Here is a 25,939-nt window from a genome sequence, read left to right on the forward strand (position 1 = left end):
TGTAGTGGTCAAGTAATCCCGGACACGACGATAAGTTCTTTCTCTGCCATTTTGCGTTCGTAGACGCTGGGCGGCAGATTGCCCAATACAGAATTCAGGCGCTCGCTGTTATAAAAGCCGGCAATGTAATCAGCCACGTCAAGCTTGGCCTCTGCATGGTTCGCGTAATTGCGCTGCCAGACGCGCTCCATCTTCAGGTTCAGGAAAAATCGTTCAGCAACCGCGTTATCCCAGCAATTGCCCTTACGGCTCATGCTGCAGACGAAGCTATGTGCACTCAGCAGGGTCTGGTACTGCTCACTCGCATATTGGCTGCCGCGGTCTGAATGAACGATTAATCCCTAAACTGGCCGGCGTGCCTGGATCGCCATGCGTAAGGCATCGCAGACCAAGGTAGCCGGCATGCTCGGCGCCATCGCCCAGCCCACGACTCTGCGCGAGAATAGGTCGAGCACGATAGCCAAGTACAGCCAGCCGGCGCCAGTGCGGATATACGTGATATCGGACACATAAGCCAGATTCGGCGCTGGCGGGTTGAACTGCCTGGCAAGCACGTTCGGCGCAATCGGCAAGGCATGCTTGCTATCGGTCGTGTGCACGAACTTGCGCTTCCAGACTGGCTTCAGGCTGGCTTCTTGCATCAGCCGGCGTACCTTGTAACGCCCGATCTGCAGGCCGCTATTTGCCAGCGCCGTAACCAGGCGGCGGCTGCCGTAACTTTGACCGCTGCCCATGAACGCGGCACGCAGATGCACGCTCGCTTGGCAAAAGATCGGTGCAACGGCGCGGCGCTTGGCTTCATAAAATCCGGCCCGGCTCACGCCCAGTAGACGGCATGTTTGTGCAACAGGTACGGCCTTCGTTTGCAGCTCGTCGACGAGCCGGTAGCTCACTTGAGCTCGCGGGCAAAGAAGGCCGATGCCTTTTTTAAAACGTCTACATCGCTACGAAGCTGACGGTTTTCCTGCTCCAGCTGACGAATACGCTGCTGCTCAGCCGTCAATGGCTTGCCGATACCTGGCTGGCCATTTTGCTCGGCACCGTATTGCTCCATCCACCGACGGATCGAACTCACGCCAATGTCCATCGTCTGGCTGACGTGCGAAATGCTAAGGCCTTGTTCTGTGATCATTCGGACGACCTCCAGCTTGAAGCTGGGATCGAAATTGCGGCGCTGCCTGATCATGTAAACTCCTTCGAAGGTGAATTATCCACCTATCGAGGTGTCCGGGGACATTAGACCACTACAACTTGCTTGTTCTTGTTAGTCATATGCATAGACCTATTCCTAGTCGTAAGAATAGCGCATAGACCATGTCCGGCGATTCAGGGGGCTACCTCAAAACAATGATGAAAAAGCAGAATAAGGATGACCGGTTTAAGCGGTTGGAGGAAGGCCGGTGCCCTGTACATGGTCTCGATATTACACAGGTTGGTCTTAGTGACAAAGGTCGCGCCGTCGCCGCTTGCCCAAGAAAGGATTGCGATATCGAAGGTCAGTCGGAGGGGCCGTCTGGCCCTGTAGCGCTTACTCCCAGTTTTGCATACTTGATCGCGTAGCGATGGACGGTAAACACCGCAGCACCTAAGGCGCGCACGCTGGGTCTGGTGCACTTTGACAAGGTCGAATACTGTGTCTGGCCAGTAAAGAAAACCATTGCGGCGCTTGGTGAACACGATTATTTGAAAAGCGATATAAACCATTTACCAGGGCGGATATTAGCGTGAAGAGTTTCGGCTTGTGTGGCGTTGTAACGATACTCGCGTTTAGCGGGTGTGCAACTACCGGTACAGAGGGAGGTGTGCAGATTGGGCCAGACCAATACATGATCGGCAGCCTCGGGAAATTCACCGACTTTTCCGGAAGCGCGGTCAAGGCCCGTCTGTATCAGGAGGCTGGAAAGTTCGGTGCAGAGAAGAACCGAGCCATGGCCCCGGTCAGTAGCACCGGTCAAGACTCTGGGCTCGGGACCTATGCGTCGGCCGAAGTGCATTTTCGATGCATGCCCCGGGGGTAGAGATCGGAAAACAACGCGCCCCCAAGGACGGATACAAATCGACCGATTAGAGTGTTTTTTATCTGCTCTCTTGCAAAATGGCGCCCGTTACAACGGGCGCCATTTTCATTGGCTGTCGAAACTATCGCAGGTTCGCCACCGCTGCCGTCAGCGGCGCCGGCGGCGCGCCAGGGCGCCGATGCCAGCCAGTCCAGCCAGCAGCATCACGCCCTGTCCCGGCTCCGGCACCGCACTGATCGAGATATTGTCGACGGCAACGTCGAAATAGGTATAGCCGAACACCATGCCCGGCACATAGGTGGTGAACGCCACTTCGTCGACACCGGCCAGCACGCTGGCGAAGGTGCGGTTCGAAGGCAGGTAGGGCATGCCGGTGCTGTCTTCCGCACCGTAGCCGCCCCAGCCGGCCGGCAGCGCGGTGGCCGACGTGTCGTCGATGGTGACCGACAGGTGCTGCCAGCCGGGCTGGCTGGCATCGAGCGTGCCGACCTTGACCCAGACGCTCGTATAGGGCAGGCCGTTGGTCATGTTGTCGTAGTCGCGCAGTTCCAGCACCAGGTCGCGCGTGACTTCGCGGTTGAAGAAGTAGACGCTTTGCGCCGATACGTCGATGCCGAAGGTCACGCTGCCCATCTGCGTATAGTCGCGCACGAAGTCCGTGTTGCTGCGGGTAGTCCAGGCCACGCCGAAATTTTCCATCTGGGTGCGCAGCGCCGGTGCGCCATTGCCGAGCGAGGGATCGATGGCGGAACCGCCATTGCCGTCCAGCGGTTGCAGGCCATACCAGCCTTCCTCGCCGTTCGAGAAGGTCACCGTGCTGCCGGCGGCAGCGGCGGTGGCCTGGAGCGTGGCCAACAACAACATCGTCAAAGTCTTCTTCATGGTCGTCCTTGTGCGTTGAATGGACCTCGTATCGCTGCGCCGGCGCAGGGTAAGCGCGGCCAGCCGGCGCTCGGGCAAGGCGCCGACACTTAATTTTTACTTAAGGGATACGCCGGTCATTCTCGACGGCGTGTTACTTCGTGTCAAAGACGTTCGATGACTGTTTTGTAACAAAGTGCCGTGTGGAATTTGGACATTCCAAGGCAATAACACCAGCGACGCGGCATGCCTGATGCCACCACCAGCAATCGTCTGATACGCCCTTGCCAGCGCTACATTTTCTATTGATAATGATTTATCATTACTATAAGTGAGCCATGCTGGGGAATCCAGCGTCGTGCCGATACCGCACTCGCCATGGCATCGATCAATCAAAAACAGGAAAAAATATGAAGAAGAGACCCGCGATGAGGGACGCCGCCGCTGTTCTTGCAGTGATGCCGACTGTCCTGTGGGCCCAGGCAATGGAGACCGATGCGCAAGTCGCACCGGGTGGCATCGGCAACACGGTCACCATCACCGCAAGCCGGGGCATGGAAGGCTGGCCGGCGATCACGCCTTCGCAGACGTTGTCCGGCGACGAGCTGGTGCATCGTCGGCAAGGCGGGCTTGGCGAGACGCTTGCCGGCTTGCCGGGCATTCACCTGGATAACTTTGGCGGCGGCGCGTCGCGCCCCGTCATCCGTGGGCAGACCCTGCCGCGCGTCGAGATCCTGAGCGATGGCGCGACCCTGTTCGACGTTTCCTCGGTGTCTCCGGATCACGCGGTGACGACCGACCCGCTGCTGCTCGACGCGATCGAGGTCATCCGTGGCCCGGCCGCTATCCGCTATGGCGGGAACGCGGTCAATGGCGCGGTCAACCTGATCGACAGCAAAGTGCCGACCAGGCTGCCAACCGGCGGACTGGCCGGTGCGACCGAAGTGCGCTACGGCACCGGCGACAACGAGAAGACGGCCGTTGGTCGCGTTACCGCCAGCATGGGCCGGTTCGCGATCCATGCCGAAGGTGTGCGCCGACATGCCGGCAATTACGATGTGCCGGGCGCCTATGGCGCGGATGCGTTGCCCGATTCCTTTGCCGAGAATACGAGCTATTCCTTCGGCGCGTCCTGGATCACGCCGAAGGGTTACATCGGCGCCGCCTTCACGCGCATGAAAAGCAACTATGGGCTACCGGGCCACAGCCACCTGAACGGCGTGTGCCATACGCATGGCCTGGACCTGCATTGCATGGCCCACGGCGGGTTCGACGATCCATTCGGCTCCCCCGACAGCCATACCGCGTATATCAGGCTGCGCAGCGACCGGGTCGATATCCGCGCGGATCATGCCGATCCGCTGCCGGGTTTTTCCCATGCACGCTTGCGCCTGTCCCATACGAACTATGCGCATGACGAGATCGATGGCGCCATGCTGTTCACGCGCTATACCAATAAAGTCTCGGATGGACGTCTCGAGCTGACCCACCGGCCCGTGCTGGGCTTCACCGGCACGTTGGGCGCGCACTATACGGATGGCACCTTCAGTGGCATCAATGTCGAAGACCTGCATGTGCCGTTTCCGGAAAATGCCTATGGATTTGTCCCGCCTTACCATCACCTCACCAGGAATGTCGGCCTGTTCCTGAGCGAGCGCCGTTCCTTCGGTGCGGTGGAGTTCGAATTCGCGGTGCGCAAGGATTGGCGCGACATGCGCGCGCCGGCGCCCCGGTTCCTGACTACCATGACGCCCGAGTATGAAGCGATGTATACGGAGTGGTATGGGAGCGACTGGCGGCGCATCATCGAGTCCGACTACGTCGACAATTACCGAACGAGAAATCCCGCCACGAAGCACAATCCCTTCTCGGCTTCGCTGGGCGGTACCTGGAACATGGGGCAAGGGTACTCGGTGGGGCTTTCGCTCGGCCATACCGAGCGCGCGCCGAACGTACGCGAACTCTACGCCCGTGGTAACAATCTCGCGACCAACAGCTATGAAATCGGGCTTGCGGTGGATAACCCGGTCTTCAAGGAAAGCAGGCGCTCCGCCGGGGAGGTGCTCGAGTCCACCGATTCGATCGACCTGACATTGCGCAAGAAAGGCGGTCCGCTCGAATTCGAGGTCGGCGTGTTCTACCAGGATGTCGGCGACTACGTGTTTGCAAAATGGATCGAGACCGAAAAGGAAAGCGGTATTGCGCACAACTTCCTGGCGTACACGGCAGCCGATGTGCGCTTCGCCGGCATCGATGGGCAGGTCGGCTACCAGGTCACGCCCGCTTCGCGCATCACCGTGTTCGGCGACCATGTCCATGCCCGGATGAAGCGCGGGGACGATCACCTGCCGCGTATTCCCCGCGGCCGTCTCGGCGCACGCTACGAGCGCAGCTGGGGGCCGCTCTCGGCCGACCTCGAAGTGTCGCGCACGTTCGGCCAGAGCCGCATCGCCACCTATGAAACCGAAACGGCAGGCTACAACATGGTCAATGCGACCGTGGCCTACCGGTTCGACATGGGCTCGCGCAAGTCGGTGGAACTCTACGCGCGAGGCAATAACCTCACGGACGAACTGGCCTTCGTCCACACCTCTTTCGTGAAGAACCAGACGCCGCTGCGGGGGCGCAGCATCGCCTTTGGCGTGCGGCATGTGTTCTGACGATCGATAGCGCCCATCGGGCAGGCCATTGCATGCCACCTCTGTCAAAGGAGAGAGGTGGCAAGCCTTGTCCGGCCGGGGCTTCACGTGCACAGTAGCGGCATCGACACCACGATCAGCTGCGGAGACCCTCATGCGCGCACAACGACTCGATTTCCCGGGCGCCAACGGCAACAGCCTGGCAGCCCGCCTCGACGCGCCGGACGGCCCGGCCCGCGCCTATGCGCTGTTCGCCCACTGCTTCACGTGCGGCAAGGACGTCTTCGCGGCCAGCCGCATCGCCCAGGCGCTGACCGACCACGGCATCGCCGTGCTGCGCTTCGACTTCACGGGCCTGGGCGCCAGCGAAGGGGAGTTCGCCAACACCAATTTCTCGTCGAACGTGGAAGATTTATTGGCCGCTGCGAGCTACCTGCGCGAGCAGTTCGCGGCGCCGCGCCTGCTGATCGGCCATAGCCTGGGGGGCGCGGCCACGCTGGCGGTGGCAGGGCTGGTGCCGGAAGCGCAGGCGGTGGTAACGATCGCCGCGCCCAGCGATCCATCGCACGTGGTGCACCTGTTCCGCGATCACATCGATACGATCACGGCGGAAGGGGAGGCCGAAGTGCAGCTGGCCGGGCGGCCGTTCCGCATCCGCAAGCAGTTCCTCGACGACGTGGCCGAACACAGGCTGAAGGACAAGATCGGCGCACTGCGCAAGGCGCTGCTGGTGATGCATGCGCCGGGCGACACGACTGTCGGCATCGAGAACGCGATGAACATCTTCGTGGCGGCGAAGCATCCGAAAAGCTATATTTCGCTCGACACGGCCGACCACCTGCTGACGAAACGCGACGATGCGGTCTACGTGGCCAACCTGATCGCCGCCTGGAGCGAACGCTACCTGAGAGATTGACAGCTCACGCGCCGCGCGGCTTCCATTTCATGCCCGCCTGCACGGCCGGCCGCGCACCAACCAGCCCGAGCCAGCGCTGCAGGTTCGGCTTGCCCAGCGCGCCGGCCAGCGGCTCCTGCAGGCGCTCGCTCGCCGCCATGATCCACGGGTAGCAGGCGATGTCGGCGATCGTGTACTCGTCGCCGGCCACATATTGCGATGCGGCCAGTTGCGTGTCGAGCACGGTCAGCAGCCGCTCCGCTTCCTTGATGAAGCGATCCAGCGCGAACGCGTCGTCCTGCTTCGAAAAGAAACCCAGCTGGCCCAGCATCGGGCCCAGGCCGCCGATCTGCCAGTGCAGCCATTGCGTCGCCTGCCAGCGCGCCGCGCCGGATGGGGCCAGGAACTTGCCGTGCTTGTCCGCCAGGTAGGTGAGGATCGCGCCGCTTTCGAACAGCGACAGCGGGCCGCCATCGGCGTCATCGTCCGCATTGTCGTCAACCATCGCGGGAATCTTGTTGTTCGGCGCGATCTTCAGGAACCCGGGCTCGAACTGCTGGCCATTGCCGATATCGACAGGCACGGTTTCATAGGGCACGCCCAGTTCTTCCAGCAGGATGAGGGGCTTGCGGCCGTTCGGGGTGGTCCAGGTATGCAGTGTGATCATCGGCGTCTCCAATAGAAAAACACTGTAGCGTGACTGAAAAAAAACGGGCGCACATCCCGCGAAGGAGGTGCGCCCGCTCGTGCCATGGCCCGGCTTATTTGCGCGGCTGCAGGATCGATTGCAGGCGGTCCGGCGTGCCCTCGATGCGCTCCAGGCGCGGGTACTTCAGGCCGCCGTGGTAGTCGAGCGAGACGGTGCGGTAGTCGTTGCCGCGCTTGACCAGCAGGTCGATCGGCTTGCTGTCCTTCGTGGCCGCCGTGACGGCAGTGCGCAGCAGTTCCGGCTTGTAGGCGCGGCCGTTCACGGCCACCAGCGTGGTATTGCCGGACAGGCCCGCCTTGAAGCCCGGGCCATCCCACACGATGGCGACGATCTTGCCGTCGCTGCCCACCGAGAAGCCCAGCGAGTACTGGAAGTTCGCGGTCTTGCTCATGTCTTCCACGCCCTTCAGGAAGTCGGTCTGCTTGTCGGCGTAGACGAGCTTCCAGCCGGCGCGCGCCAGGCCGTCCAGCGGGGCAGGGCCGGTTTCCTCGACGCGTTTCTTGAGGAACGGTGCCCAGTCGAACGCCTGCACGCCGTTCAGCGCCTTGACCACATCGTCGAACGTGTAGTGCTTCGCCTGGATCACGCCGTTGTCCACGCCGAAGAACACGCGGGCGAAATCGTCCAGCGAGCGTTTTTCGCCCGACAGTTCGCGGATCTTCGTGTCGACGTCCAGCCAGATCAGCGCGCCTTCGGAGTAGTAGTCCTCGCTGCGCTGCCAGTTCGGCCATACCTGCGGGCGGCGCTGGCTGATGATCGGGTCGTTCGTCGTGTCCACCACCGGGCGCCAGCTGCGGCCCTGCACGTTCGAATACGTGGCCGCCATGTTGGCGATCATGTCGCGCACGCTGGCCTGCTGCGCCAGGCCGGAACGGGCGGTGAGTACCTGGCCCCAGTACTGCGTCTGGCCTTCGTAGACCCACAGCAGGTTGTTGTCCAGCGGGGTATTGAAGTTCGGCACGTCCTGGCCTTTCGGGCGGCGGAACTTGCCGTTCCACGAGTGCGTGAATTCATGCGGCAGCAGGGTGCGCACGGCTTCCGTCTTGTTCCACTCGGTGAAGTAATTGGCCTTCACGCCGTTCTCGCTGGACTGGTGGTGCTCGCGGCCCACGCCGCCGAATTCGTCCGACAGCGCGAACAGGAAATCGTAGTGCGCGTAGTGCTGCGAATCGAACAGTTTGTAGGCCTGCTTTACCATCTCGCGGTGCGGGGCGATCTGTTCAGGCTTCGCTTCCAGCGCTTCCGGCGTGTCGGCCACGATGTTCAGGCGCACCGGCAGTTTCGCGCCCGGGTCCAGGTCGATCTGCTTGAAGTGGCGGCCGGCGAACAGCGGCGAATCGATGAACGTTTCCAGATCGGTCGTCTTGAACTTCACTTCGTCGCCCTGGCGCGAGGCCGTTTCCAGCGCCGTGCCGTATTGCCAGCCGGCGGGCAGGGTCAGCGTGGTCTGGATCGGGATGCGGCGCACGTGGTAGCCGGCCGGGTACATCGTCATCGATTGCCACTGGATGCCGAGGATGTCCTGCGTCACCGCGATGCGGCCCTGGCCGGTTTCGTTCGGCGACAGGTGCTGGTATTCCACGTCGAGGGTCTTCGCGCCCTGCGGCACGTCCACCTGGAAGGCGAACACGTTCAGCGGATCGCGCTTCCACGGCACCGGCTTGCCGTTCGCCGAGACCTTCAGGCCGGCGAGCTGGTGCAGCGCGCCCGTGGGGCCATGCTGGGCCGTCACCCATTGCGGATACAGCAAGGTCAGCTTGCCCGGTTTCACGGGGATCGACTGCTGGATGCGGAAGATGTTGCGGGCGGTATCGGAGGCATCGATCTTCATCTGGATCGTGCCGGGGTAGGGCTGGTCCAGCGAGGCGGGCAGCGGATCGGCGCTGGCGGAGTTGACGAACAAGGTTGAAGCAAACAGCGCTGGCAGGATCGCTGCGCGCAGGGGCAATGTCAGGGTCATCGGCTCATGGTCAGGGGTTGGTCCAAGCGGTCGAGTGTAGCACGTGGGAAATTTGAATTGTTTCAGAATGTAAAACCAAAAATTTTCAAAAAAGCCCCCTTGAAACCTTTGTGGCCCGCCGTATATTGGGTACATCGGTTGCCCAGCAGGGGGCCGACGAAGAGCTGACCACGAAGGACAGCTCGATATCGCTTAACTTTGAAAGGATATCCATCATGCGTACTTTTGACCTGACTCCGCTGTACCGTACCGCCATCGGCTTCGACCGCCTGGCCCAGATGCTGAACAGCGCTGAATCCCAGCCCAGCTATCCCCCGTATAACATCGAGCTCGTGTCCGAGGACCAGTACCGCATCGTGATGGCGCTGGCCGGTTTCGACCGTTCGGAAATCGACATCACCAGCGAGCGCGACACGCTGCACATCACTGGCCGCAAGCAGAAAGACACGGTGGAACGCACGTTCCTGCACCGTGGCATTGCCGCCCGCGACTTCGAGCAGCGCTTCCAGCTGGCCAACCACGTGAAGGTCACCGGCGCGTCGTTCCAGAACGGCATGCTGACGATCGACCTGGTGCGTGAAGTGCCCGAGGCGCTGAAGCCCCGCAAGATCGAGATCGGCAGCAGCACCGAGAGTGCCCCCGCGATCGAGCAATCGCGCGCCGCGGCTTAAGCACCCGGCTCGGGCCCGCTACCCGGCGGGCCCTGGCAGGCAGCAGCCCGCCACATAACGAATTGTTGAACCGAATCATTCAATCATGTACCGCGGTTGCCCTCTGGGGACCGCACCGATATCGCTTATTGAAAGGATACATCATGCGTACTTTTGACCTGACCCCCCTGTACCGTACCGCCATCGGCATCGACCGCCTGGCCAATCAGCTGAACGCCGCCGAGGCCCCCACCTATCCGCCGTATAACGTGGAACTGGTGGCCGAAGACAAATACCGCATCGTGATGGCGCTGGCCGGTTTCGACCGCTCCGAGCTGGACATCAATACCGAGCGCGATTCGCTGGTGATCACCGGCCGCAAGCAGAAGGACGCCGTGGAGCGCACCTTCCTGCACCGCGGTATCGCGGCCCGCGATTTCGAGCAGCGCTTCCAGCTGGCCGACCATGTGAAGGTCACCGGCGCCGGGTTCGACAACGGCATGCTGACGATCGACCTGGTCCGTGAAGTGCCGGAAGCGTTCCGGCCGCGCAAGATCGCGATCGACGGCGTGACCAATAACGTCACCGCGCTGGAACAGAAGCGCGACGCCGCGTAAGGCATTGGCATAGCATGCGCGGGCCCCGGCCCGCTTCCGAGTGGTACAAAGGCCGGGGCGACCCGGCCTTTTTGCGTTCGCGGCGCCGCAGACAGATGAGGTTGCAAATGGCGGCAGCGTCGCAGGGGTCTGTCCCCGGTAAGTGTTGGCGCGACGCTCTGTCGTGATCGTATCGAGGGGACTGACCCCGGTTTTTCGCCTGCGCAGTCGACATATCAACAAAACCGGGGTCAGTCCCCTGACAGCGTGAGCGCCACGGTCGCCAGGCCATCAGGAGTGGCCAGGGCAAGGCGCCGCAACGCAGCCATGGCCGCCTCGTTGCTTTTGTATGAGCGCCACCGTCGCCAAGCCATCAGGAGCGCTCAGGGCAAGGCGCGGCGCCGCAGACAGTGCTCTTCCGCACGGCAAGGCGCCGCAACGCAGCCATGAGCGCCTCCTGGTGGCTTGGTTAAGGAGCGTATAAGCTGTTGACCTCATATTGCTATCATCGAATTTAATACAGCAGGGAGTACAGACATGAGCAAGGACAAGGTTCTGAACATGAAACGCCTGGTCCTGGCCCTGTGCGCGGTGGGCGTACTGGGCGCAGGCGCGGCCATCGCAGTGCAGGGAAACCATGAATCACCGGTCGTCGCCGCCACGCCGGCACCCGCCGTGCCGGCCAATGCCGCCGCGGGCGCCCCGGCGCCGACGCCGGCGCCAATGATCGCGCTGCCCGATTTTTCGGTGATCGCGTCGCGCAATGGCCCGGCCGTCGTCAATATCAGCACGACCGGCAGCGTGAAGGCGGCCTACGACAACCGCGGCGAACCGTTCGCCGACGATCCGTTCTTTGAATTCTTCCGCCGCTTCCAGGGCCCGCAAGGCCCGCAGCGCGGCGGGCGCGAGGCGCCGAGCCATGGCGTGGGCTCCGGCTTCATCGTCAGCAGCGATGGCCTGATCCTCACCAACGCCCACGTGGTGCGCGATGCCAGCGAAGTGACCGTGAAGCTGACGGACCGCCGCGAATTCCGCGCCAAGGTGCTCGGCTCCGACCCGAAAACCGACGTGGCCGTGCTGAAGATCGACGCGAAGAACCTGCCCGTGGTGCCGCTGGGCCGGTCGATGGACACGAAGGTGGGCGAATGGGTGCTGGCGATCGGCTCGCCGTTCGGCCTGGAAAATACCGTGACGGCAGGCGTGGTCAGCGCCAAGGGCCGCGCGCTGGACGATGGCAGCGTGCCGTTCATCCAGACCGACGTGGCGGTCAACCCCGGCAATTCGGGCGGCCCGCTGTTCAACACGAAGGGCGAAGTGGTCGGCATCAATTCGCAGATCTACAGCCAGACCGGCGGCTACCAGGGCCTGTCGTTCGCGATCCCGATCGACGTGGCGCAGCGCATCCAGGAGCAGATCGTCACCACCGGCAAGGTCGTGCACGCGAAGCTGGGCGTGGTGGCGCAGGAAGTGGACCAGAGCTTTGCCGATTCCTTCGATCTGCCGTCGCCGGAAGGCGCGCTGATCGTCAACGTGGAAAAGGGCAGTGCCGCCGAGCAGGCGGGCCTGAAGCCGGGCGACGTGGTGCGTTCGATCAACGGCCAGAAGATCGTCGGTTCCGGCGAACTGTCGGCCTATGTGGCGCTGGCCAAGCCGGGCGACAAGGTGGCGCTCGATGTCTGGCGCGAGGGCAAGGCCGTTGCGCTGGCGGGCAAGCTGGGCAATGCCAGCGAGCGTTCGCTGGCCACCGTGAACGACGACGAACCGGCGGCGAAATCGCGCCTGGGCCTGGCCCTGCGCCCGCTCGACCCGCTGGAAAAGCAGGCGGTCGGGCTGGCCGCCGGCCTGGTCATCGAACGGGCCGGTGGCGCGGCCGCCAACGCCGGCCTGCAGCCGGGCGACGTGCTGCTGTCCGTGAACGGCCGGCCGGTCAACTCGGTCGAGCAGGTGCGCGACGTGGTGGCGAAATCGTCGAAGTCCGTGGCGCTGCTGATCCAGCGCGGCGAGGAACGCATTTTTATTCCCGTGCGATTGGGATAAACTGCGCCGCTTGAACCAGAAAAGGATAACGACATGCGACTGCTGCTCGTGGAAGATGATGTGATGATCGGCGAGGTGGTGCTCGACCTGCTGCGCGCCGAGCACTATGCGGTCGACTGGGTAAAGGACGGCGACATGGCCGACACCGCGCTGCAGACCCAGACCTACGACCTGGTGCTGCTGGACCTGGGCCTGCCGCGCAAGGACGGGCTCGAGGTGCTGCGCTCGATGCGTCTGCGCAAGGAGCTGACGCCGGTGCTGGTGGCCACGGCGCGCGACGCCGTCGAGCAGCGCATCGCCGGCCTCGATGCCGGCGCCGACGATTACGTGCTCAAGCCCTACGACCTCGACGAGCTGCTGGCCCGCATCCGCGCGCTGCTGCGCCGTTCGGCCGGCCGCGCCGAACCCGTGTTCGAGCACAAGGGCGTGTCGATCAATCCGCAGACGCGCGAGGTGATCGCCGGTGGCGTACAGGTCAACCTGTCTGCCCGCGAATGGGCCGTGCTGGAGGCGCTGATCGCGCGGCCCGGCATCGTGCTGTCGCGCGCCCAGCTCGAGGAAAAGCTGTACAGCTGGAAGGATGAAGTCAACAGCAATGCCGTCGAGGTCTACATCCACGGCCTGCGCAAGAAGCTGGGCGCGGAACTGATCCAGAACGTGCGCGGCCTCGGCTACATGGTGCCGAAAGCATGAAGGTGCCGAAGGTCTACCGCGTCAAGGTGAACACGCACTCGCTGCGTGGCCGCCTGCTGTGGTTCCTGCTGGCGGCGATCACCATGGCCGCGCTGGCGCAGGCCATGATCGCCTACCGCAGCGCGCTGCACGACGCGGACCAGATCTTCGACTACCACATGCAGCAGATGGCGCTGGCGCTGCGCTCCGGCGCGCCGCTGGCCAATTCGCACAGCAGCCCCAGCGCCGACCCCGGCAACGACGACATGGTGGTGCAGGTGTGGACGCCGGACGGCATCCAGGTGTTCCGCTCGATCTCCCGCGCCGAGCTGCCGCAGCGCGCGGTGCTGGGCTTTTCCAACGTGAAGGCGAAGGGCACCACGTACCGCGTGTTCTCGGTGCAGACCAGTAACCAGACCGTGCAGATCGCGCAGGACATGTCGGTCAGGAAGCGCATGGCCGGCGCGCTGGCGCTGCGCACCGTGGGCCCGATCGCGCTGATGGCGCCCATGCTGATGCTGGTGGTGTGGTGGGTCGTGAGCGGCTCGCTGGCACCCGTGGCGCGCGTGCGCCGCCAGGTGGCGTCGCGCCAGGCAGACGATTTGTCGCCCGTTTCCGAGGCCGACCTGCCGGACGAAGTGAAGCCGCTGGTGCACGAGCTGAACCTGCTGTTCGGCCGCGTGCGCACGGCGTTCGACGCGCAGCAGCACTTCGTGGCCGATGCCGCGCACGAGCTGCGCTCGCCGCTGGCCGCGCTGAAGCTGCAGGTGCTCAGCCTGGACCGCGCCGAGGACGCGGAGGCGCGCAAGGTGGCGGTCGGGCGGCTGACGGCCGGCATCGAACGCGCGACGCGCCTCGTGGAACAGCTGCTGGTGCTGGCGCGGCAGGAAGCGGCCGAGCCGAAGCTGGACCCCGTGGACCTGGCCGAACTGGCCCGGCGCACGCTGGGCGACATGGTGGGCGCCGCGCAGGCGCGCCAGATCGACCTGGGCATGCATGAAGCGACGGCCGAAACCATCCAGGGCCAGGCCGACGCGTTGCGCGTGCTGCTGCGCAACCTGGTCGACAACGCCATCAAGTACACGCCCGCTGGCGGTACCGTCGACGTGTCGGTGCGGCATACCGGAAAGGGCGCCGAACTGGTCGTCGAGGACAGCGGCCCCGGCATCTCGCCGGAAGAACGCGAGCGCGTGTTCAGCCGCTTCTACCGCGTGCCCGGCAGCACGGCCACGGGCAGCGGCCTGGGGCTCGCGATCATCAAGGCCATCGCCGAGCGGCACGGCGCCACGCTGGCGCTCGATGCTTCCGAACGGCTGGGCGGCCTGCTGGTGCGGGTGACATTCCCCGGCGCCGGCGCCGGCACGAAAACCGCGACAACGAAAGTGCCGCTGGCAAAGTCCGCTGCCTGACCCCGTGCGCTAGAATGCCCGTCATGACAGACAGCCAACAGGGCGGGGCATGAAAAGAATCGGTTTCTCGGGCACGCTGGACCCGATCACCAACGGCCACATGTGGGTGATCGGCGAAGCCCGCTCGATCGCGGACGAGGTGATCGTCTTCCTGTCGGAGAACTCCACCAAGCAGCCCCGCTTCTCGGCCGAGGAACGGCGCGCCATCGTGCTGGAGAGCTGCGCCGAACGGCAATGGGACAACGTGCAGGTGCTCGTCGTGAAGAGCGACTACACGGCGCGCGTGGCGCGCAAGCACGGCGTGGACTACCTGATCCGCGGCATCCGCACCACCGCCGATTTCGACTACGAAAACCTGATCCAGCAGACCAATGTGGAAGTGATCGGCGGCGCCAAGACGCTGTTCGTGATGCCGCCGCGCGACCTGGGTTCCGTGAGCTCCAGCTTCGTGAAGGCGCTGGAAGGCCCGGTCGGCTGGAACTGGACGACGAAGAAATTCGTGCCCGCGCCGGCCTACCGCGCATGGATCACCAGCTGGTTGCACAAGGAATGGCAGGCGTCGTTCCCCGGTGCGCCGGCCGCGCAGTGGTTCGCCAGGCTGACGGGCGCCGATGGCTACGGCGGCGCCACGCGCCACTACCACAACCTCGATCACCTGGTGCATGGCCTGGCCGAGATCCGCGCCTGGGCCGCCAACACGGGCGCCTCGGCGCAGGATGCCGCCCTGGTGCGCGCCGCATTCTGGTTCCACGACGCGTATTACGGCCACGAGCCATCGTCCGTCTCGAACGAGGAAGCCAGCGCGCGGCTGTGGCTCGGCAGCGGCCTGGAACCGGATGCCGGCCGCGCCGCCGAAGTGGCCACGCTGATCCGCGCCACCGACCACCTGCAGGGCGGCCACGTGGCCCATCCGCTGAAGGACATCCTGCTGGGCGTGGACCTGGCGATCCTGGGGCAGGACGAGGAGGTGTACGACCACTATGCGCGCGGTATCCGCGCCGAATACGGCCACGTGCCCGACGACCGCTACGGCGAGCAGCGCGCCCGCGTGCTCGAACACCTGCGCGGCAAGGCCTGTGCAGGCACGCTGTTCGCCGACCCTTGGTTCGCCGAGCAGTACAACGAGCCGGCGATCGTCAACATGACGCGGGAGCTGGCGGCGCTGGGGTGATCATGAAACGCTTCCTGACACCCCAGGAAAAGAAAACAACACGAAGCCAGTGACCGGAACGAACGAGGCTGCTGGCCTTCATGCCGGCGCTAGGCAAACCAGCTTGCACTCCTGTTGCGCGGCGACCAGCAGTGTCGTCTGCTGGAAGCGCAGCAAGCCATCCTGCGGATGTGCGAACAGGCGTTCGCCGCCTTCGCGATGCAACACGGCCTGTTCCTTCCAGCTGGCCGAGAAGACGTCACTTCCCGCCGACAGTTCTTCGATCAATCCCAGGAATGCCGCATCGTGCGGGCAGCGGCTGTAATCGGCCCGGAACTCGGCCACCAGGCGCCGGCAGCGTTCCTGCCAGTGGGCGATCAGCACCCGCGCAAGGGGTGAAAGAAAGACAAAGCGCATCAGGTTGCGGTCCGCGGTGTCGTCATCGAGCCAGCCGCCGAACAGCCGGGCTGCGGGAAGGTTCCATGCTCTCGCATTCCAGGTCCGGTCGAGCAGGTAGGCCGGAACGGTCAGCAGCGAGGGCAGGGCGAGAAGGTCGCCAGGCAGCTCGGGCTGGGACTTTGCCGGGATCGGATCACGCCGCTGCGCCAGGTCGAACATCGATGCGCGTTCGGCCGGGGTGAGCCGCAATGCCTCCGCCAGGCGGGCCAGCGCGGCGGCGGAGGCCGCGACATCGCGCCCCTGTTCCAGCCACGTGACCCAGGTAACGCTGACACCGGCCGCGTCGGCCAGTTCCTCGCGCCGCAAGCCGGGTGTGCGGCGCCTGCCGGCCCTGCCTGACGGCGGCAGGCGCTCGCGGTGGGCGCGAATGAAGGCTCCAAGGAGGCGGCGGGAATCCGGCTGGTGCATGGCGGTTTTTATACCAGGATAAATAGCCATCTTGTACCAGTTTGGAGAGGTGGACACAATGGACTTTCAACCCATTCTCCAGGAGACGCGCATGAGCGCCGACAGTCACAGCAGCCATAACGATATCGTCAACAGCCAGTTCAGCCCGCAGGCGCATGCCTATCTCGCCAGCGCCGTCCATGCGCGCGGCGAAGACCTGGAGCGGATGGCGAGCCTGGTGGGCAGGCGGCCCGGGGCTGTCGCGCTGGACATGGGGTGTGGGGGCGGCCACGTCACGTTCCGCCTCGCTCCGCTGGCCGGCAAGGTCGTGGCGTGCGATCTTTCGGAACCGATGCTGCGCGTGGTGGCCGGTGAAGCGGAGCGCCGCGGGTTCGGCAATGTGGTCACGAAGTGCAACGCGGCGGAGACGCTGTCCTGTCCCTCCGGCTCCTTCGACGTGGCCGTGACCCGGTACAGCGCGCATCACTGGCGCGACGTTCCCGCCGGCCTCGCGCAGATGCACCGGGTAGTGAAGCCCGGCGGCATGGCCATCTTCATGGATGTGGTCTCGCCCGGCGTGCCCTTGCTCGATACATGGCTGCAGGGCCTGGAATTGCTGCGCGACCCGTCCCATGTGCGCAATGCCTCGCTGGACGAATGGCGCACTGCGTTGGCCGCGGCCGGATTCGCGGTGGGCGAGGTGACGACCTATCGCCTGCGGCTGGAATTCGCTTCGTGGGTCGAACGGATGAAGACGCCGGAGGCGCATGTGGCGGCCATCCGTTCGCTGCAGCGGCGTGCCGGGCCCGAAGTGAGAGAATATTTTGCCATCGAGGAAGATGGCAGTTTTACGGTGGATACGATGCTGATCGCCTGTGAAAGACGCTGATGGGCTTTAATGCCGTTTAGTGAGGTCCGATAGTGCATGCTTCGACCCCAACGGCAGGAGCTGGATCAGACCCGCTGGATCTGATCCCAGGTTCTGCCTCCGGGGTTTCAAAACCGGTTCCAGTCATTGTGCCGGTGGCCGGTGGCTTGCTTCATCAGGTGGCTGGCGCGTTGCGGGTCGTCCACCGTCAGTGCCAGTTCCTGCAGTGCCGGCGGGTATTCGCGTTCCGCGGATTCTTCCAGCAGCACGCGTGCACGCTGCGGGTCGGCGGGCACGCCGTCACCGTCGCGGTAGGCGTATGACAGCAGGAACATCGCATGCGGGTTGCCCAGGTCGCTGGCCAGTTGCAGCCAGCGTGCGGCGGTAGCGGTGTCGCGCGGCACGCCTTCGCCGTTGCGGGCCATTATTCCCAGCTGCAGCGCGGCCTTTGCCTGGCCACCTTCGGCGGCGCGCTGGTACCACGGCCAGGCGGCTGCCGGGCCGGCGGCATTGTCGTGTGACGTGCGATACAGTTCGCCCAGGTGGAATGCTGCGTGCGCATCGTTGGCCAGCGCGGCGTTGCGCAGCAGCGTCATCGCCTCGCCGCGGCGGTCCGGGCGTGCGCGGTACAGGATGCCCAGCTCGCGCTGCGCCACCGCGCTGCCGCGTTCGGCAAGCTGGTGCAACGCGTGTTCCGCCCCGATCGCGCCGCGCTGCGCCACCGCCATCGCCAGCGCTTCGATTTGCGTGGCATCGGGCGGCAGCTCGCGGCTGCAACCCGCCATGCCGGCCGTCACCAGTACCGCCAGCGTCGTGATGATTGTTTTCACGTTTCCCCCCCGGACAGGAACAAAACGCGACTGTAGCCACACGATGTGACGCGAACATGACAGAATGGAAAACTGGGGACGTACCCTGGTTTCGAGGAAATTTCCCAGAAACCAGGGTACGTCCCCAGTTTTGTTGAGCAGCAATTACGTCAGAACTTCACATGCAGCCGCGCGAAGTACGACGTGCCGTTCAGGCCGAACTGCACGCTGTCGTACTTGAAGCCATTGTCGGTTTCGTCGGCGTTCTGCGCGGTCGGCTTGGCGCCGAAGATGTTGTTGGCACCGGCCGAGAACTTGATGTTCGGGGTCACGCTGTACGAGAACGACAGGTCGGCGGACGTCTTTGCTTCGTAGTACAGGTTGGGAACGCCGGCGGCGGTGCCGCTGAACGTGCCCAGCGTCTGCGGGCCGAAGTGGATGATCTTGAAGTCCGTGTCCAGCGGGCCGGTCGCGTAGCTGAAGCCCAGCGTGGCCTTGCGGCGCGGGCCGCCCTGTTCGATGAACAGGCGCTCGCGCTCGGACAGCAGCACGTCCTCGTAGCCGGCCAGCGAACTCGGTGCGTGGATGTCTTCCACCGTCGTCTTCGAGAAGTTCGCGGCCAGGAAAGTGGTCAGGCGGTTGCCGAACAGCGTGCCGCGGTGCGATGCGGTCAGGTCCAGGCCCTGCGTCTTCGTGTCCACCGAGTTGACGAAGAACTGCGCCTGGCCCACGCCCAGCGTGGACAGCCGCGCCGCCAGTTCAGGGTAGTTGTCGGCGTCGAAGCGGCCGGACAGCACGATACGGTCCTTGATCTTGATGTGGTACAGGTCGGCCGTGATGGAAATCGCCGGGGTCGGCGTCCACGTGGTGCCCAGCGTGAAGCTGGTCGATTTTTCTTCCTTCAGTTTCGGGATGCCGGCCAGCGTGGCGACGGCGCCGCCGTTCGGCGCCAGTACCACGTCGGTCGGCACGCCGCCGATGAAGTCGGTGAACGTCGACGAGAAGTACGCCTGTTGCAGCGACGGCGCGCGGAAGCCCGTGCTGGCCGAGGCGCGCAGCAGGGCGGTCGGCGCCACGCGGTAGCTGCCGGCCAGCTTGCCGGTCACGGTGGAGCCGAAGTCGCTGTATTTTTCCCAGCGCACGGCGCCCTGCACCTTGGCCGCGTCGGTGAGGTCCGCTTCCATGTCCAGGTACAGCGCGGTGCTGTGGCGGCGCGCGTTCGTCACGTCGCCGGGCTGGAAGCCGGGGAAGCCCTGGCTGCCGGCATTGCCGCCGTTGCCCACGCCGTCGGCGTCCACGTAGGAACCCTGTTCGCCGGCGAAGATCTTGTATTTCTCGACGCGGTACTCGCCGCCGAACGCCACGTTCAGGCCCTTGCCCAGCACGCCGTCGTAATAGCGGGAGAAGTCCGCGTTCGTGGTCCACTGTTCGAACGAGAAGCCGCCGGCATCGAAGTGATCGGGACTGATGCCCTGGCCGCCACCCAGCAGGTCGGCGTTGGCGATCGAGGCGTTCAGCGTGTTGCCGATGTCGTACATCAGGCGGTTGTAGCCGTAGGTCTGCGACAGGTCGGCATTCCATTCGCCCAGGCGGGCGTGGTGGCCGACGATCGCGTAGCGGTCATCCATGTCGCCGTTGATGAACGGTACGAAGCCTTCCGGGTACATGGCGGCCGAGTTGCGGCTCGGGATGTCGTCGGTACCGATGCCGCCGCGGCCGAAGGCGGCGGACGATGCGTCGCGCTTCTGCAGGCCGCCCGTGAAGTAGAACTTGCCGGTGCCGTTCGCCACCCCGGTCGGGATCTCGCCGTTCACGTACAGCGTCTGGTTCTCGGTCTTCGAATCGCCGATGATGCGCGGATTGTCCGGCTCGGAGCGGTCGGAGCGGCCGCGGTCCAGGTATTCGGCCGTGATGCCCACCACGCCGCCGCCCACGGCGATGCCGCAGTAGGCCGACGCGAGCCAGTTCTCGCCGTCGCCGGCCGAGTACTGGCCGTAGCCCGTCACCGCTTCGCAGCCGAGGCTTTTCTTCAGGCCGATGTCCATCACGCCGGCGATCGCATCGGAACCGTATTGGGCGGCGGCGCCGTCGCGCAGCACCTGCACGTCGCGGATCGCCAGCATCGGGATCGCGTTCAGGTCGGTGCCCGTGTTGCCGCGGTTGCGCGCGCCGAACAGGTTCACCAGCGACGACGTGTGGCGGCGCTTGCCGTTCACCAGCACCAGCGTCTGGTCAGAGCCCAGGCCGCGCAGCGCGGCGGAGTCGACCAGGTCGGCACCGTCGGCGCCCGACTGGCGCGTGGAGTTGAACGATGGCGAGATATTGGTCAGCGTCTGCGACAGGTCGAACTGGCCGCCTTTCTCGGCGGCGGCCGTCATCGGGATCACGTCGATCGGCACCACGGTATCGGTGGCCGACGTGGTGGCGCGACGCGAACCGACCACGCTCACGGTCTGCATCGGCTGCTGGGGGGCTGCCATTTGTCCCTGTGTGTCCTGCGCCAGCGCGGTATGGGAGAAGACAAGGGCGGAAGATCCGTACAGGGCGGACAGAACGGCAAGGCGTAGCGTGGACAAGGGCTTCTCCGAACAGGTAAAGGGGCGATTCTATCGGCCTGTCGGCAAATCAACTATGAGCACTTTCCCAAGTGTGACTATTTTGCAAATGGCACGCGGTTTAGTGCCGCGTTTCCGCGAATTTCTGGTATGGCGCACGGCTGTGCAAGCGCAGGGCCAAGCGGGCCACAGGGTTATAATACTGTATGTTTATACAGTATCAACATCCTCATGCCTGCCGCCACGCCACCGTTTCGCCTGCCGCCCTATGCGGAGCTCTTCTGCATGACGAATTTCTCGTTCCTGCAGGGCGCCTCGCATGCCGAGGAACTGGTGGCCCGCGCCATCGCGCTCGACTACACGGCGCTGGCGATCACCGACGAGTGCTCGCTGGCCGGCGTAGTGCGCGCGCATGGCGAAGCCAAGGCGGCCGGATGGCATGACAGGCTGCTGGTCGGCAGCTGGTTCCGCCTGGTGGACAAGGAGGGCAAGGAGGGCAAGGAGGGCAAGGAGGGCAAGGAGGGGGCCGGAGCCCTGTCGCTGCTGGCCATCGCGCAAAACCGCAATGGCTACGGCAACCTGTCGGAAATGATCACGCTTGGCCGCACCCGTGCCGCCAAGGGCGAATACCTGCTGCATCCGGAAGACTTCGCGGCCCCGCCGCCAGAGCGTGCGCACCTGCGCGGCCTGCCCGATTGCCTGCTGGTACTGCTGCCGTCGTATCCCGTGTGGGAGCCGGCGCACGTGGACCGGCTGCATGCGCAGGCGGCATGGATGGCCGCCACGTTCGGCGCGCGTGCCTGGCTCGGCCTCACACTGCTGCAGCGCGCATTCGACGAAGGCCACCGGCAGAGCATCGAGGAAGTGGCGGCGCAGCACCGGCTGCCCGTCGTGGCGACCGGGCAGGTATGCATGCACGTGCGCTCGCGCAAGCCACTGCACGACACGCTGTCCGCGATCCGCCTCGGCAAGCCCGTGGCCGAATGCGGCTACGCGCTGGCGCAGAACGCCGAGCAGCATTTGCGCTCGCGCCTGCGGCTGGCCAACGTCTATACGCCGGAAGCGCTGCACGAAACGGTGCGCATCGCGCGCATGTGCACGTTCTCGCTGGACGAGCTGCGCTATGAATACCCGAGCGAGCTGATACCGCCGGGGCATACCCCCTCGTCCTACCTGCGCCAGGAAACGTACGTGAGTGCGCACGGGCGCTACCCCGGCGGCATCCCGGCGAAGGTGCAGCAGCAGGTGGAAGAAGAGCTGGCGCTGATCGCCGAACTGAAATACGAATATTTTTTCCTCACCGTGTACGACATCGTGCGCTTTGCCCGCTCGCAGGAGATCCTGTGCCAGGGGCGCGGCTCGGCGGCGAACAGCGCCGTGTGCTACTGCCTCGGCATCACCGAAGTCAATCCGGCCGAGAGCACGCTGCTGATGGGGCGCTTCATCTCGCGCGAGCGCGACGAGCCGCCCGACATCGACGTGGACTTCGAGCACCAGCGCCGCGAGGAGGTGATCCAGTACATCTACGCGAAATACGGGCGGCACCGCGCCGCGCTGGCCGCCACCGTGATCTGCTACCGCCCCAAGAGCGCGCTGCGCGATGCCGGCAAGGCGCTCGGCGTCGATCTCGCCATCGTGGAAAAAGTGGCCAAGTCGCACCACTGGTTCGACAGCAAGCACGAACTGCTGAACCGCTTTGCCGAGTGCGGCCTCGATCCCGGCACGCCGCTGGCCAACCAGTGGGCCAGCCTGGCGCAGAAGATGCTGGGCTTTCCGCGCCACCTGTCGCAGCACGTGGGCGGCTTCGTCATCGCCCAGGACAAGCTCTCGCGCCTGGTGCCGATCGAGAATGCCACGATGAAGGACCGCAGCGTGATCCAGTGGGACAAGGACGACCTGGAGGAACTGGGCCTGCTGAAGGTGGACGTGCTGGCGCTGGGCATGCTGTCGGCGCTGCGGCGCGCGCTGGACCTGATCGGGCAGCGCCGCGGCGAGCAGTTCCGCATGCAGGACGTGCCGCGCGACGACGCCGCCACCTACGACATGATGTGCGAGGCCGACACGGTGGGCGTGTTCCAGATCGAGTCGCGCGCGCAGATGACGATGCTGCCGCGGCTGCGCCCGCGCCGCTTCTACGACCTGGTGATCGAGGTGGCGCTGGTGCGCCCCGGCCCGATCCAGGGCGGCATGGTGCACCCCTACCTGCAGCGCCGCCTCGACCCCTCGCTGATCGATTACCCGGAAGGCTTGCACGAAGCGCTGGAGCGCACGCTGGGCGTGCCCATCTTCCAGGAACAGGTGATGCAGGTGGCCATGATCGCGGCCGGCTTCACGGCGGGCGAGGCGGACCAGCTGCGCCGCGCCATGGCGGCGTGGAAGCGCAAGGGCGGCATGGACAAGTACCGCGGCCGCATCATCCAGGGCATGACCGACCGGGGTTACGACGTGGAATTCGCCGAACGCATCTGCGAACAGATCCAGGGCTTCGGCGAATACGGCTTTCCCGAATCGCACGCGGCCAGCTTCGCGCTGCTGACCTATGTGAGTTCGTGGATCAAGTGCCACGAGCCGGCCGCGTTCCTGTGCGCGCTGCTGAACAGCCAGCCGATGGGCTTCTATGGGCCCTCGCAACTGGTGCAGGACGCCAGGCGCCACGGCGTGGAAGTGCGGCCCATCGATATCACCGTCAGCGGCTGGGATTCCACGCTCGAGGAAAAAAAGGAGGGCGGCCAGCCGGCCGTGCATAACCAAGCAACGCACGGCACACAGCCCGCCGTGCGGTTGGGCCTCTCCCTGCTGCGCGGCATGCGCGCCGAGGCGGCGGAACGCATCGAGCAGGCGCGCGCGCTGCGCCCGTTCGCCGACGTGGCGGACATGGCGCGCCGCGCCGGGCTGGACCGCCACGACCTGCAGGTGCTGGCCGGCGCCAATGCCTTGCGCAGCCTGGCGGGCAACCGCCGGCAGGCGCTGTGGGAAGCGGTGGGCGCGGTGCCGGACCGGGACCTGCTGCGGCCCACCCAGCCTGTCGAAGAAACCCCGGCACTGCGCGCGCCCAGCGAAGGCGACGACATCATCGGCGACTACCGTTCGCACGGCCTCACGCTGGGCCGGCACCCGCTGGCGCTGCTGCGCCCGCAACTGCTGGAAAAGCGCTTCCTGCCGGCGGACGTGCTGAACACGTTCGCCGATGGCCAGCTGGCGCGCGGCGCCGGCATCGTCACCGTGCGCCAGCGGCCCGGCACGGCGAAGGGCGTGCTGTTCATCACGATCGAGGATGAAACCGGCAACGTCAACGTGATCGTCTGGCCCGACCTCGTGGACCGGTTCCGGCGCGAGGTGCTGGGCGCCTCGCTTCTCGGCGTGTATGGCGTGTGGCAGCAGGAGGGCATCGTGCGGCACCTGGTCGCCAAGCGGCTGGTCGACCTGTCGCCGATGCTGGGCCGTTTGCCGACGACCAGCCGTGACTTCTGTTGAGCGCATATTGGGGTAGCATGACGGCACATCGAAACCACCCTCAAGGAGGAAAGCCATGAACCAGCCATTGCCGGACGAGCACATACTGACCGCGTTGCGCATCGAAGTCGACCCGTTTCCGGAAGATGCCCGCAGCACGCGGTTTACGATGGTGGACGAAAACGGCGAATCGCTGACAGCCCCGGTCTCCCTGCGCGCCGGCGAACTGGAAAACCTCCACGAAGTGTTCGGCAAGATCGCCACGCATGCGTCGCCCGCTGCCGGCGCCCTGCCGTTCGGCCTGCCGGACGAGCCCCGCGTCATCCTGGGATTCGACGACTATGTCAGCCCGAATTTCCTGTTCTACTGCACGTTTGCGTTTCCCTCCGGCGACGGCGGCTACCAGCCGGTAACCGGGCGCGCGCTCGTGCCCGATGCCGCGCTGGCACGGCTCGTCGAAGCGCTCGGCCAGGTCAAGGATGCGGGACAGGGCGTGGCCGACTGGACCGTAGTCGAGTAAGGCACTAATCGAGCAAGGGCACTAATCGAGTAAAGGCACTAATCCAGGGCTACGCTGCCTTGCGCCATGGTTTCCCGGGGGCGGTTTCGCTACACTCCGCAGACTTTCATTGTCACGGAGATATCATGCGCAAGATGCTGCTTGCTTCACTGCTGTCATCCATGCTGTTCGGCGGCCAGGCCCTGGCCGCGCAACCCGACCTGACCAACACCGCGGCGTTCGAGAACACCTGCGCGGGCATCCAGGCCCGCACTCCCGCCACGGTGCAGGAGCGGCAGGCCTGGGTCATCTGCAACGACGTGGCACTGGTGCAGCAGACCCGCACGTTCATCGAGCAAGGCATGGTGAAATACCAGCGGCAACGGTCGGAAGAGGCGCTGGCCCTGGCGATCCGGCAGCAGTTGACCACCATGCGCGAACAGTTGCGCAAGAGCCGCGCCATGCTGGAGAAAATCCGCATCACCTCGGCAAAGGACGGCCTGCTGATCGCGCCCGCCACCTGGGTGCGGGACCTGGACGGCAACGGCACGGTCAGCACCTCCGAACGCTATTTCTTTGCGATCCCCGCCCGCAAGGATGGCAGCCTGGCAGTCCAGATGCCTTCCGAGGACGAGGATTACTATGGCCGCGAGTACAACCTGAATGCCACGGTCCGCATCGACCAGACCGATATCCTGTGGGGACTCAGTTACCACTACTACGTGGAAGCCATCGTCGAGGTGCTGCTGTCGTACCAGTACCAGCGCGATGCGGAAACGAGTTCGGACCAGGCGATCCGGCTGGCCCATCCCGAGAACATGCGCCGGGCCCGCGAGCTGATCGTCAGCGGCCTGAGGACATCGGAAAAAATGCGCCTGTCGGCCATGGCCGAAACCGACGACGACATGGAATGGCTGGGCAATCCCCGCCAGGCCAGCAGCGCCTTTCCCGTGCCGCTGGACGACGCGGATTTCCGCATCTGGGGCGAATTGATGGGGCACCTGATGCCGCTGTTCCAGGGCAAGACCCTGCTGGCGCCGGCCACCGGGCAAGGCGGGGTGCTGGGTTCGCTGGGCAGCCTGTGCCCGGCCGGCAAGGGCATCAGCCTGCAGGCGTTCTTCCAGAATCCGCCGAAGTATCCGCTGGAATTCTTCAACCGCCCCGACCCGCAGCTCTACTGCCGCAAGATCGATGCGGCGCATCCGGCATCGGGCCTGTTTGCCTTCATCACGAAATATGCCGAGGCCGTCGAGAACAATGGCGGGGCGGGCATGCGCTTCCTGCGCCGCCTGCTGTGGGTAAACTGAGCGGGG

Annotated in this window: 18 protein-coding genes and 1 pseudogene; 12 read left to right on the forward strand and 7 right to left on the reverse strand. The window is 64.8% G+C overall.

Translation table 11 applies throughout. The annotated features are described in order from the left end of the window. Positions 1 to 8: 8 nt before the first annotated feature. Positions 9 to 1,186: pseudogene (locus ACY65G_RS24955) on the reverse strand (IS3 family transposase). A gap of 979 nt (positions 1,187 to 2,165) precedes the next feature. Continuing rightward, entirely contained in the window at positions 2,166 to 2,900 is a 735-nt protein-coding gene (locus ACY65G_RS24960) for a PEP-CTERM sorting domain-containing protein (protein WP_464999985.1), read from the reverse strand. A gap of 317 nt (positions 2,901 to 3,217) precedes the next feature. Here ACY65G_RS24960 and ACY65G_RS24965 point away from each other — a divergent pair, with 317 nt between their 5' ends. Together ACY65G_RS24965 and ACY65G_RS24970 are read left to right on the forward strand one after the other, a co-directional pair. After that, complete coding sequence (locus tag ACY65G_RS24965) at positions 3,218 to 5,539, forward strand: TonB-dependent receptor domain-containing protein (RefSeq protein ID WP_464999986.1); 2,322 nt, start codon at positions 3,218 to 3,220, stop codon at positions 5,537 to 5,539. Between the two features lie 133 nt (positions 5,540 to 5,672). Further along, the gene (locus ACY65G_RS24970) at positions 5,673 to 6,434 is read left to right on the forward strand and encodes an alpha/beta hydrolase family protein (RefSeq protein WP_464999987.1); all 762 of its coding nucleotides are present in this window, start codon (positions 5,673 to 5,675) and stop codon (positions 6,432 to 6,434) included. Between the two features lie 4 nt (positions 6,435 to 6,438). On the opposite strand, the gene ACY65G_RS24975 is transcribed toward ACY65G_RS24970, so the two are convergent. Beyond that, positions 6,439 to 7,080 carry a glutathione S-transferase family protein gene (locus tag ACY65G_RS24975; RefSeq protein ID WP_464999988.1) on the reverse strand — a complete coding sequence of 214 codons (642 nt, stop codon included), beginning with the start codon at positions 7,078 to 7,080 and terminating at the stop codon, positions 6,439 to 6,441. A 94-nt stretch (positions 7,081 to 7,174) separates the two neighbouring features. Further along, on the reverse strand, positions 7,175 to 9,082 hold the full coding sequence (locus ACY65G_RS24980; RefSeq protein ID WP_464999989.1) for a M61 family metallopeptidase: 1,908 nt from the start codon (positions 9,080 to 9,082) through the stop codon (positions 7,175 to 7,177). Between the two features lie 215 nt (positions 9,083 to 9,297). Between ACY65G_RS24980 and ACY65G_RS24985 the strand changes: the two genes are divergently transcribed. From ACY65G_RS24985 to coaD, 6 genes are all read left to right on the forward strand, one after another. Continuing rightward, the gene (locus ACY65G_RS24985; RefSeq protein WP_464999990.1) at positions 9,298 to 9,753 is read left to right on the forward strand and encodes an Hsp20 family protein; all 456 of its coding nucleotides are present in this window, start codon (positions 9,298 to 9,300) and stop codon (positions 9,751 to 9,753) included. A gap of 143 nt (positions 9,754 to 9,896) precedes the next feature. Continuing rightward, positions 9,897 to 10,349 carry an Hsp20 family protein gene (locus tag ACY65G_RS24990; RefSeq protein WP_464999991.1) on the forward strand — a complete coding sequence of 151 codons (453 nt, stop codon included), beginning with the start codon at positions 9,897 to 9,899 and terminating at the stop codon, positions 10,347 to 10,349. Between the two features lie 540 nt (positions 10,350 to 10,889). Beyond that, on the forward strand, positions 10,890 to 12,365 hold the full coding sequence (locus ACY65G_RS24995) for a Do family serine endopeptidase (RefSeq protein WP_464999992.1): 1,476 nt from the start codon (positions 10,890 to 10,892) through the stop codon (positions 12,363 to 12,365). Positions 12,366 to 12,398: 33 nt separating this feature from the next. Then, on the forward strand, positions 12,399 to 13,058 hold the full coding sequence (locus tag ACY65G_RS25000; RefSeq protein ID WP_464999993.1) for a response regulator: 660 nt from the start codon (positions 12,399 to 12,401) through the stop codon (positions 13,056 to 13,058). Next, positions 13,055 to 14,446 carry an ATP-binding protein gene (locus ACY65G_RS25005; protein ID WP_464999994.1) on the forward strand — a complete coding sequence of 464 codons (1,392 nt, stop codon included), beginning with the start codon at positions 13,055 to 13,057 and terminating at the stop codon, positions 14,444 to 14,446. Before ACY65G_RS25000 ends, ACY65G_RS25005 begins: the two co-directional genes overlap by 4 nt. Positions 14,447 to 14,495: 49 nt before the next feature. Beyond that, positions 14,496 to 15,617 carry a pantetheine-phosphate adenylyltransferase gene (gene coaD, locus ACY65G_RS25010; RefSeq protein WP_464999995.1) on the forward strand — a complete coding sequence of 374 codons (1,122 nt, stop codon included), beginning with the start codon at positions 14,496 to 14,498 and terminating at the stop codon, positions 15,615 to 15,617. A gap of 78 nt (positions 15,618 to 15,695) precedes the next feature. On the opposite strand, the gene ACY65G_RS25015 is transcribed toward coaD, so the two are convergent. Next, on the reverse strand, positions 15,696 to 16,463 hold the full coding sequence (locus ACY65G_RS25015; protein ID WP_464999996.1) for a helix-turn-helix domain-containing protein: 768 nt from the start codon (positions 16,461 to 16,463) through the stop codon (positions 15,696 to 15,698). Positions 16,464 to 16,554: 91 nt separating this feature from the next. On the opposite strand from ACY65G_RS25015, the gene ACY65G_RS25020 reads away from it, so the two are divergent. After that, a complete protein-coding gene (locus tag ACY65G_RS25020) occupies positions 16,555 to 17,331 on the forward strand; it encodes a class I SAM-dependent methyltransferase (protein ID WP_464999997.1) in 777 nt (258 codons plus the stop codon). Between the two features lie 107 nt (positions 17,332 to 17,438). Here ACY65G_RS25020 and ACY65G_RS25025 read toward each other — a convergent pair whose 3' ends face one another. Then, on the reverse strand, positions 17,439 to 18,140 hold the full coding sequence (locus ACY65G_RS25025; protein ID WP_464999998.1) for a tetratricopeptide repeat protein: 702 nt from the start codon (positions 18,138 to 18,140) through the stop codon (positions 17,439 to 17,441). Positions 18,141 to 18,289: 149 nt separating this feature from the next. Beyond that, positions 18,290 to 20,695 (reverse strand): TonB-dependent receptor plug domain-containing protein, encoded by a 2,406-nt coding sequence (locus tag ACY65G_RS25030; protein WP_464999999.1) that lies wholly within the window; start codon positions 20,693 to 20,695, stop codon positions 18,290 to 18,292. Between the two features lie 264 nt (positions 20,696 to 20,959). Between ACY65G_RS25030 and ACY65G_RS25035 the strand changes: the two genes are divergently transcribed. From ACY65G_RS25035 to ACY65G_RS25045, 3 genes are all read left to right on the forward strand, one after another. Continuing rightward, a complete protein-coding gene (locus ACY65G_RS25035) occupies positions 20,960 to 24,148 on the forward strand; it encodes an error-prone DNA polymerase (protein ID WP_465000000.1) in 3,189 nt (1,062 codons plus the stop codon). Positions 24,149 to 24,203: 55 nt separating this feature from the next. Further along, positions 24,204 to 24,647, forward strand: a complete 444-nt coding sequence (locus tag ACY65G_RS25040; RefSeq protein WP_465000001.1) for a hypothetical protein — start codon at positions 24,204 to 24,206, stop codon at positions 24,645 to 24,647. Between the two features lie 125 nt (positions 24,648 to 24,772). After that, a complete protein-coding gene (locus ACY65G_RS25045; RefSeq protein WP_465000002.1) occupies positions 24,773 to 25,933 on the forward strand; it encodes a hypothetical protein in 1,161 nt (386 codons plus the stop codon). The last annotated feature ends 6 nt before the right edge of the window (positions 25,934 to 25,939 follow it).

Source organism: Pseudoduganella sp. jia 12 (assembly GCF_055502675.1).

Excerpts from the sequence above, each read along its gene's own strand:
- ACY65G_RS25015 (WP_464999996.1), bottom strand. The coding sequence starts at position 16,463 with ATGCACCAGCCGGATTCCCGCCGCCTCCTTGGAGCCTTCATTCGCGCC.
- coaD (WP_464999995.1), top strand. The coding sequence starts at position 14,496 with ATGAAAAGAATCGGTTTCTCGGGCACGCTGGACCCGATCACCAACGGC.
- ACY65G_RS24995 (WP_464999992.1), top strand. The coding sequence starts at position 10,890 with ATGAAACGCCTGGTCCTGGCCCTGTGCGCGGTGGGCGTACTGGGCGCA.
- ACY65G_RS24970 (WP_464999987.1), top strand. The coding sequence starts at position 5,673 with ATGCGCGCACAACGACTCGATTTCCCGGGCGCCAACGGCAACAGCCTG.
- ACY65G_RS24990 (WP_464999991.1), top strand. The coding sequence starts at position 9,897 with ATGCGTACTTTTGACCTGACCCCCCTGTACCGTACCGCCATCGGCATC.
- ACY65G_RS25040 (WP_465000001.1), top strand. The coding sequence starts at position 24,204 with ATGAACCAGCCATTGCCGGACGAGCACATACTGACCGCGTTGCGCATC.
- ACY65G_RS25005 (WP_464999994.1), top strand. The coding sequence starts at position 13,055 with ATGAAGGTGCCGAAGGTCTACCGCGTCAAGGTGAACACGCACTCGCTG.
- ACY65G_RS24980 (WP_464999989.1), bottom strand. The coding sequence starts at position 9,082 with ATGACCCTGACATTGCCCCTGCGCGCAGCGATCCTGCCAGCGCTGTTT.
- ACY65G_RS25045 (WP_465000002.1), top strand. The coding sequence starts at position 24,773 with ATGCGCAAGATGCTGCTTGCTTCACTGCTGTCATCCATGCTGTTCGGC.
- ACY65G_RS24965 (WP_464999986.1), top strand. The coding sequence starts at position 3,218 with ATGCTGGGGAATCCAGCGTCGTGCCGATACCGCACTCGCCATGGCATC.
- ACY65G_RS25000 (WP_464999993.1), top strand. The coding sequence starts at position 12,399 with ATGCGACTGCTGCTCGTGGAAGATGATGTGATGATCGGCGAGGTGGTG.
- ACY65G_RS24960 (WP_464999985.1), bottom strand. The coding sequence starts at position 2,900 with ATGAAGAAGACTTTGACGATGTTGTTGTTGGCCACGCTCCAGGCCACC.
- ACY65G_RS25035 (WP_465000000.1), top strand. The coding sequence starts at position 20,960 with ATGACGAATTTCTCGTTCCTGCAGGGCGCCTCGCATGCCGAGGAACTG.
- ACY65G_RS25020 (WP_464999997.1), top strand. The coding sequence starts at position 16,555 with ATGAGCGCCGACAGTCACAGCAGCCATAACGATATCGTCAACAGCCAG.
- ACY65G_RS24975 (WP_464999988.1), bottom strand. The coding sequence starts at position 7,080 with ATGATCACACTGCATACCTGGACCACCCCGAACGGCCGCAAGCCCCTC.
- ACY65G_RS24985 (WP_464999990.1), top strand. The coding sequence starts at position 9,298 with ATGCGTACTTTTGACCTGACTCCGCTGTACCGTACCGCCATCGGCTTC.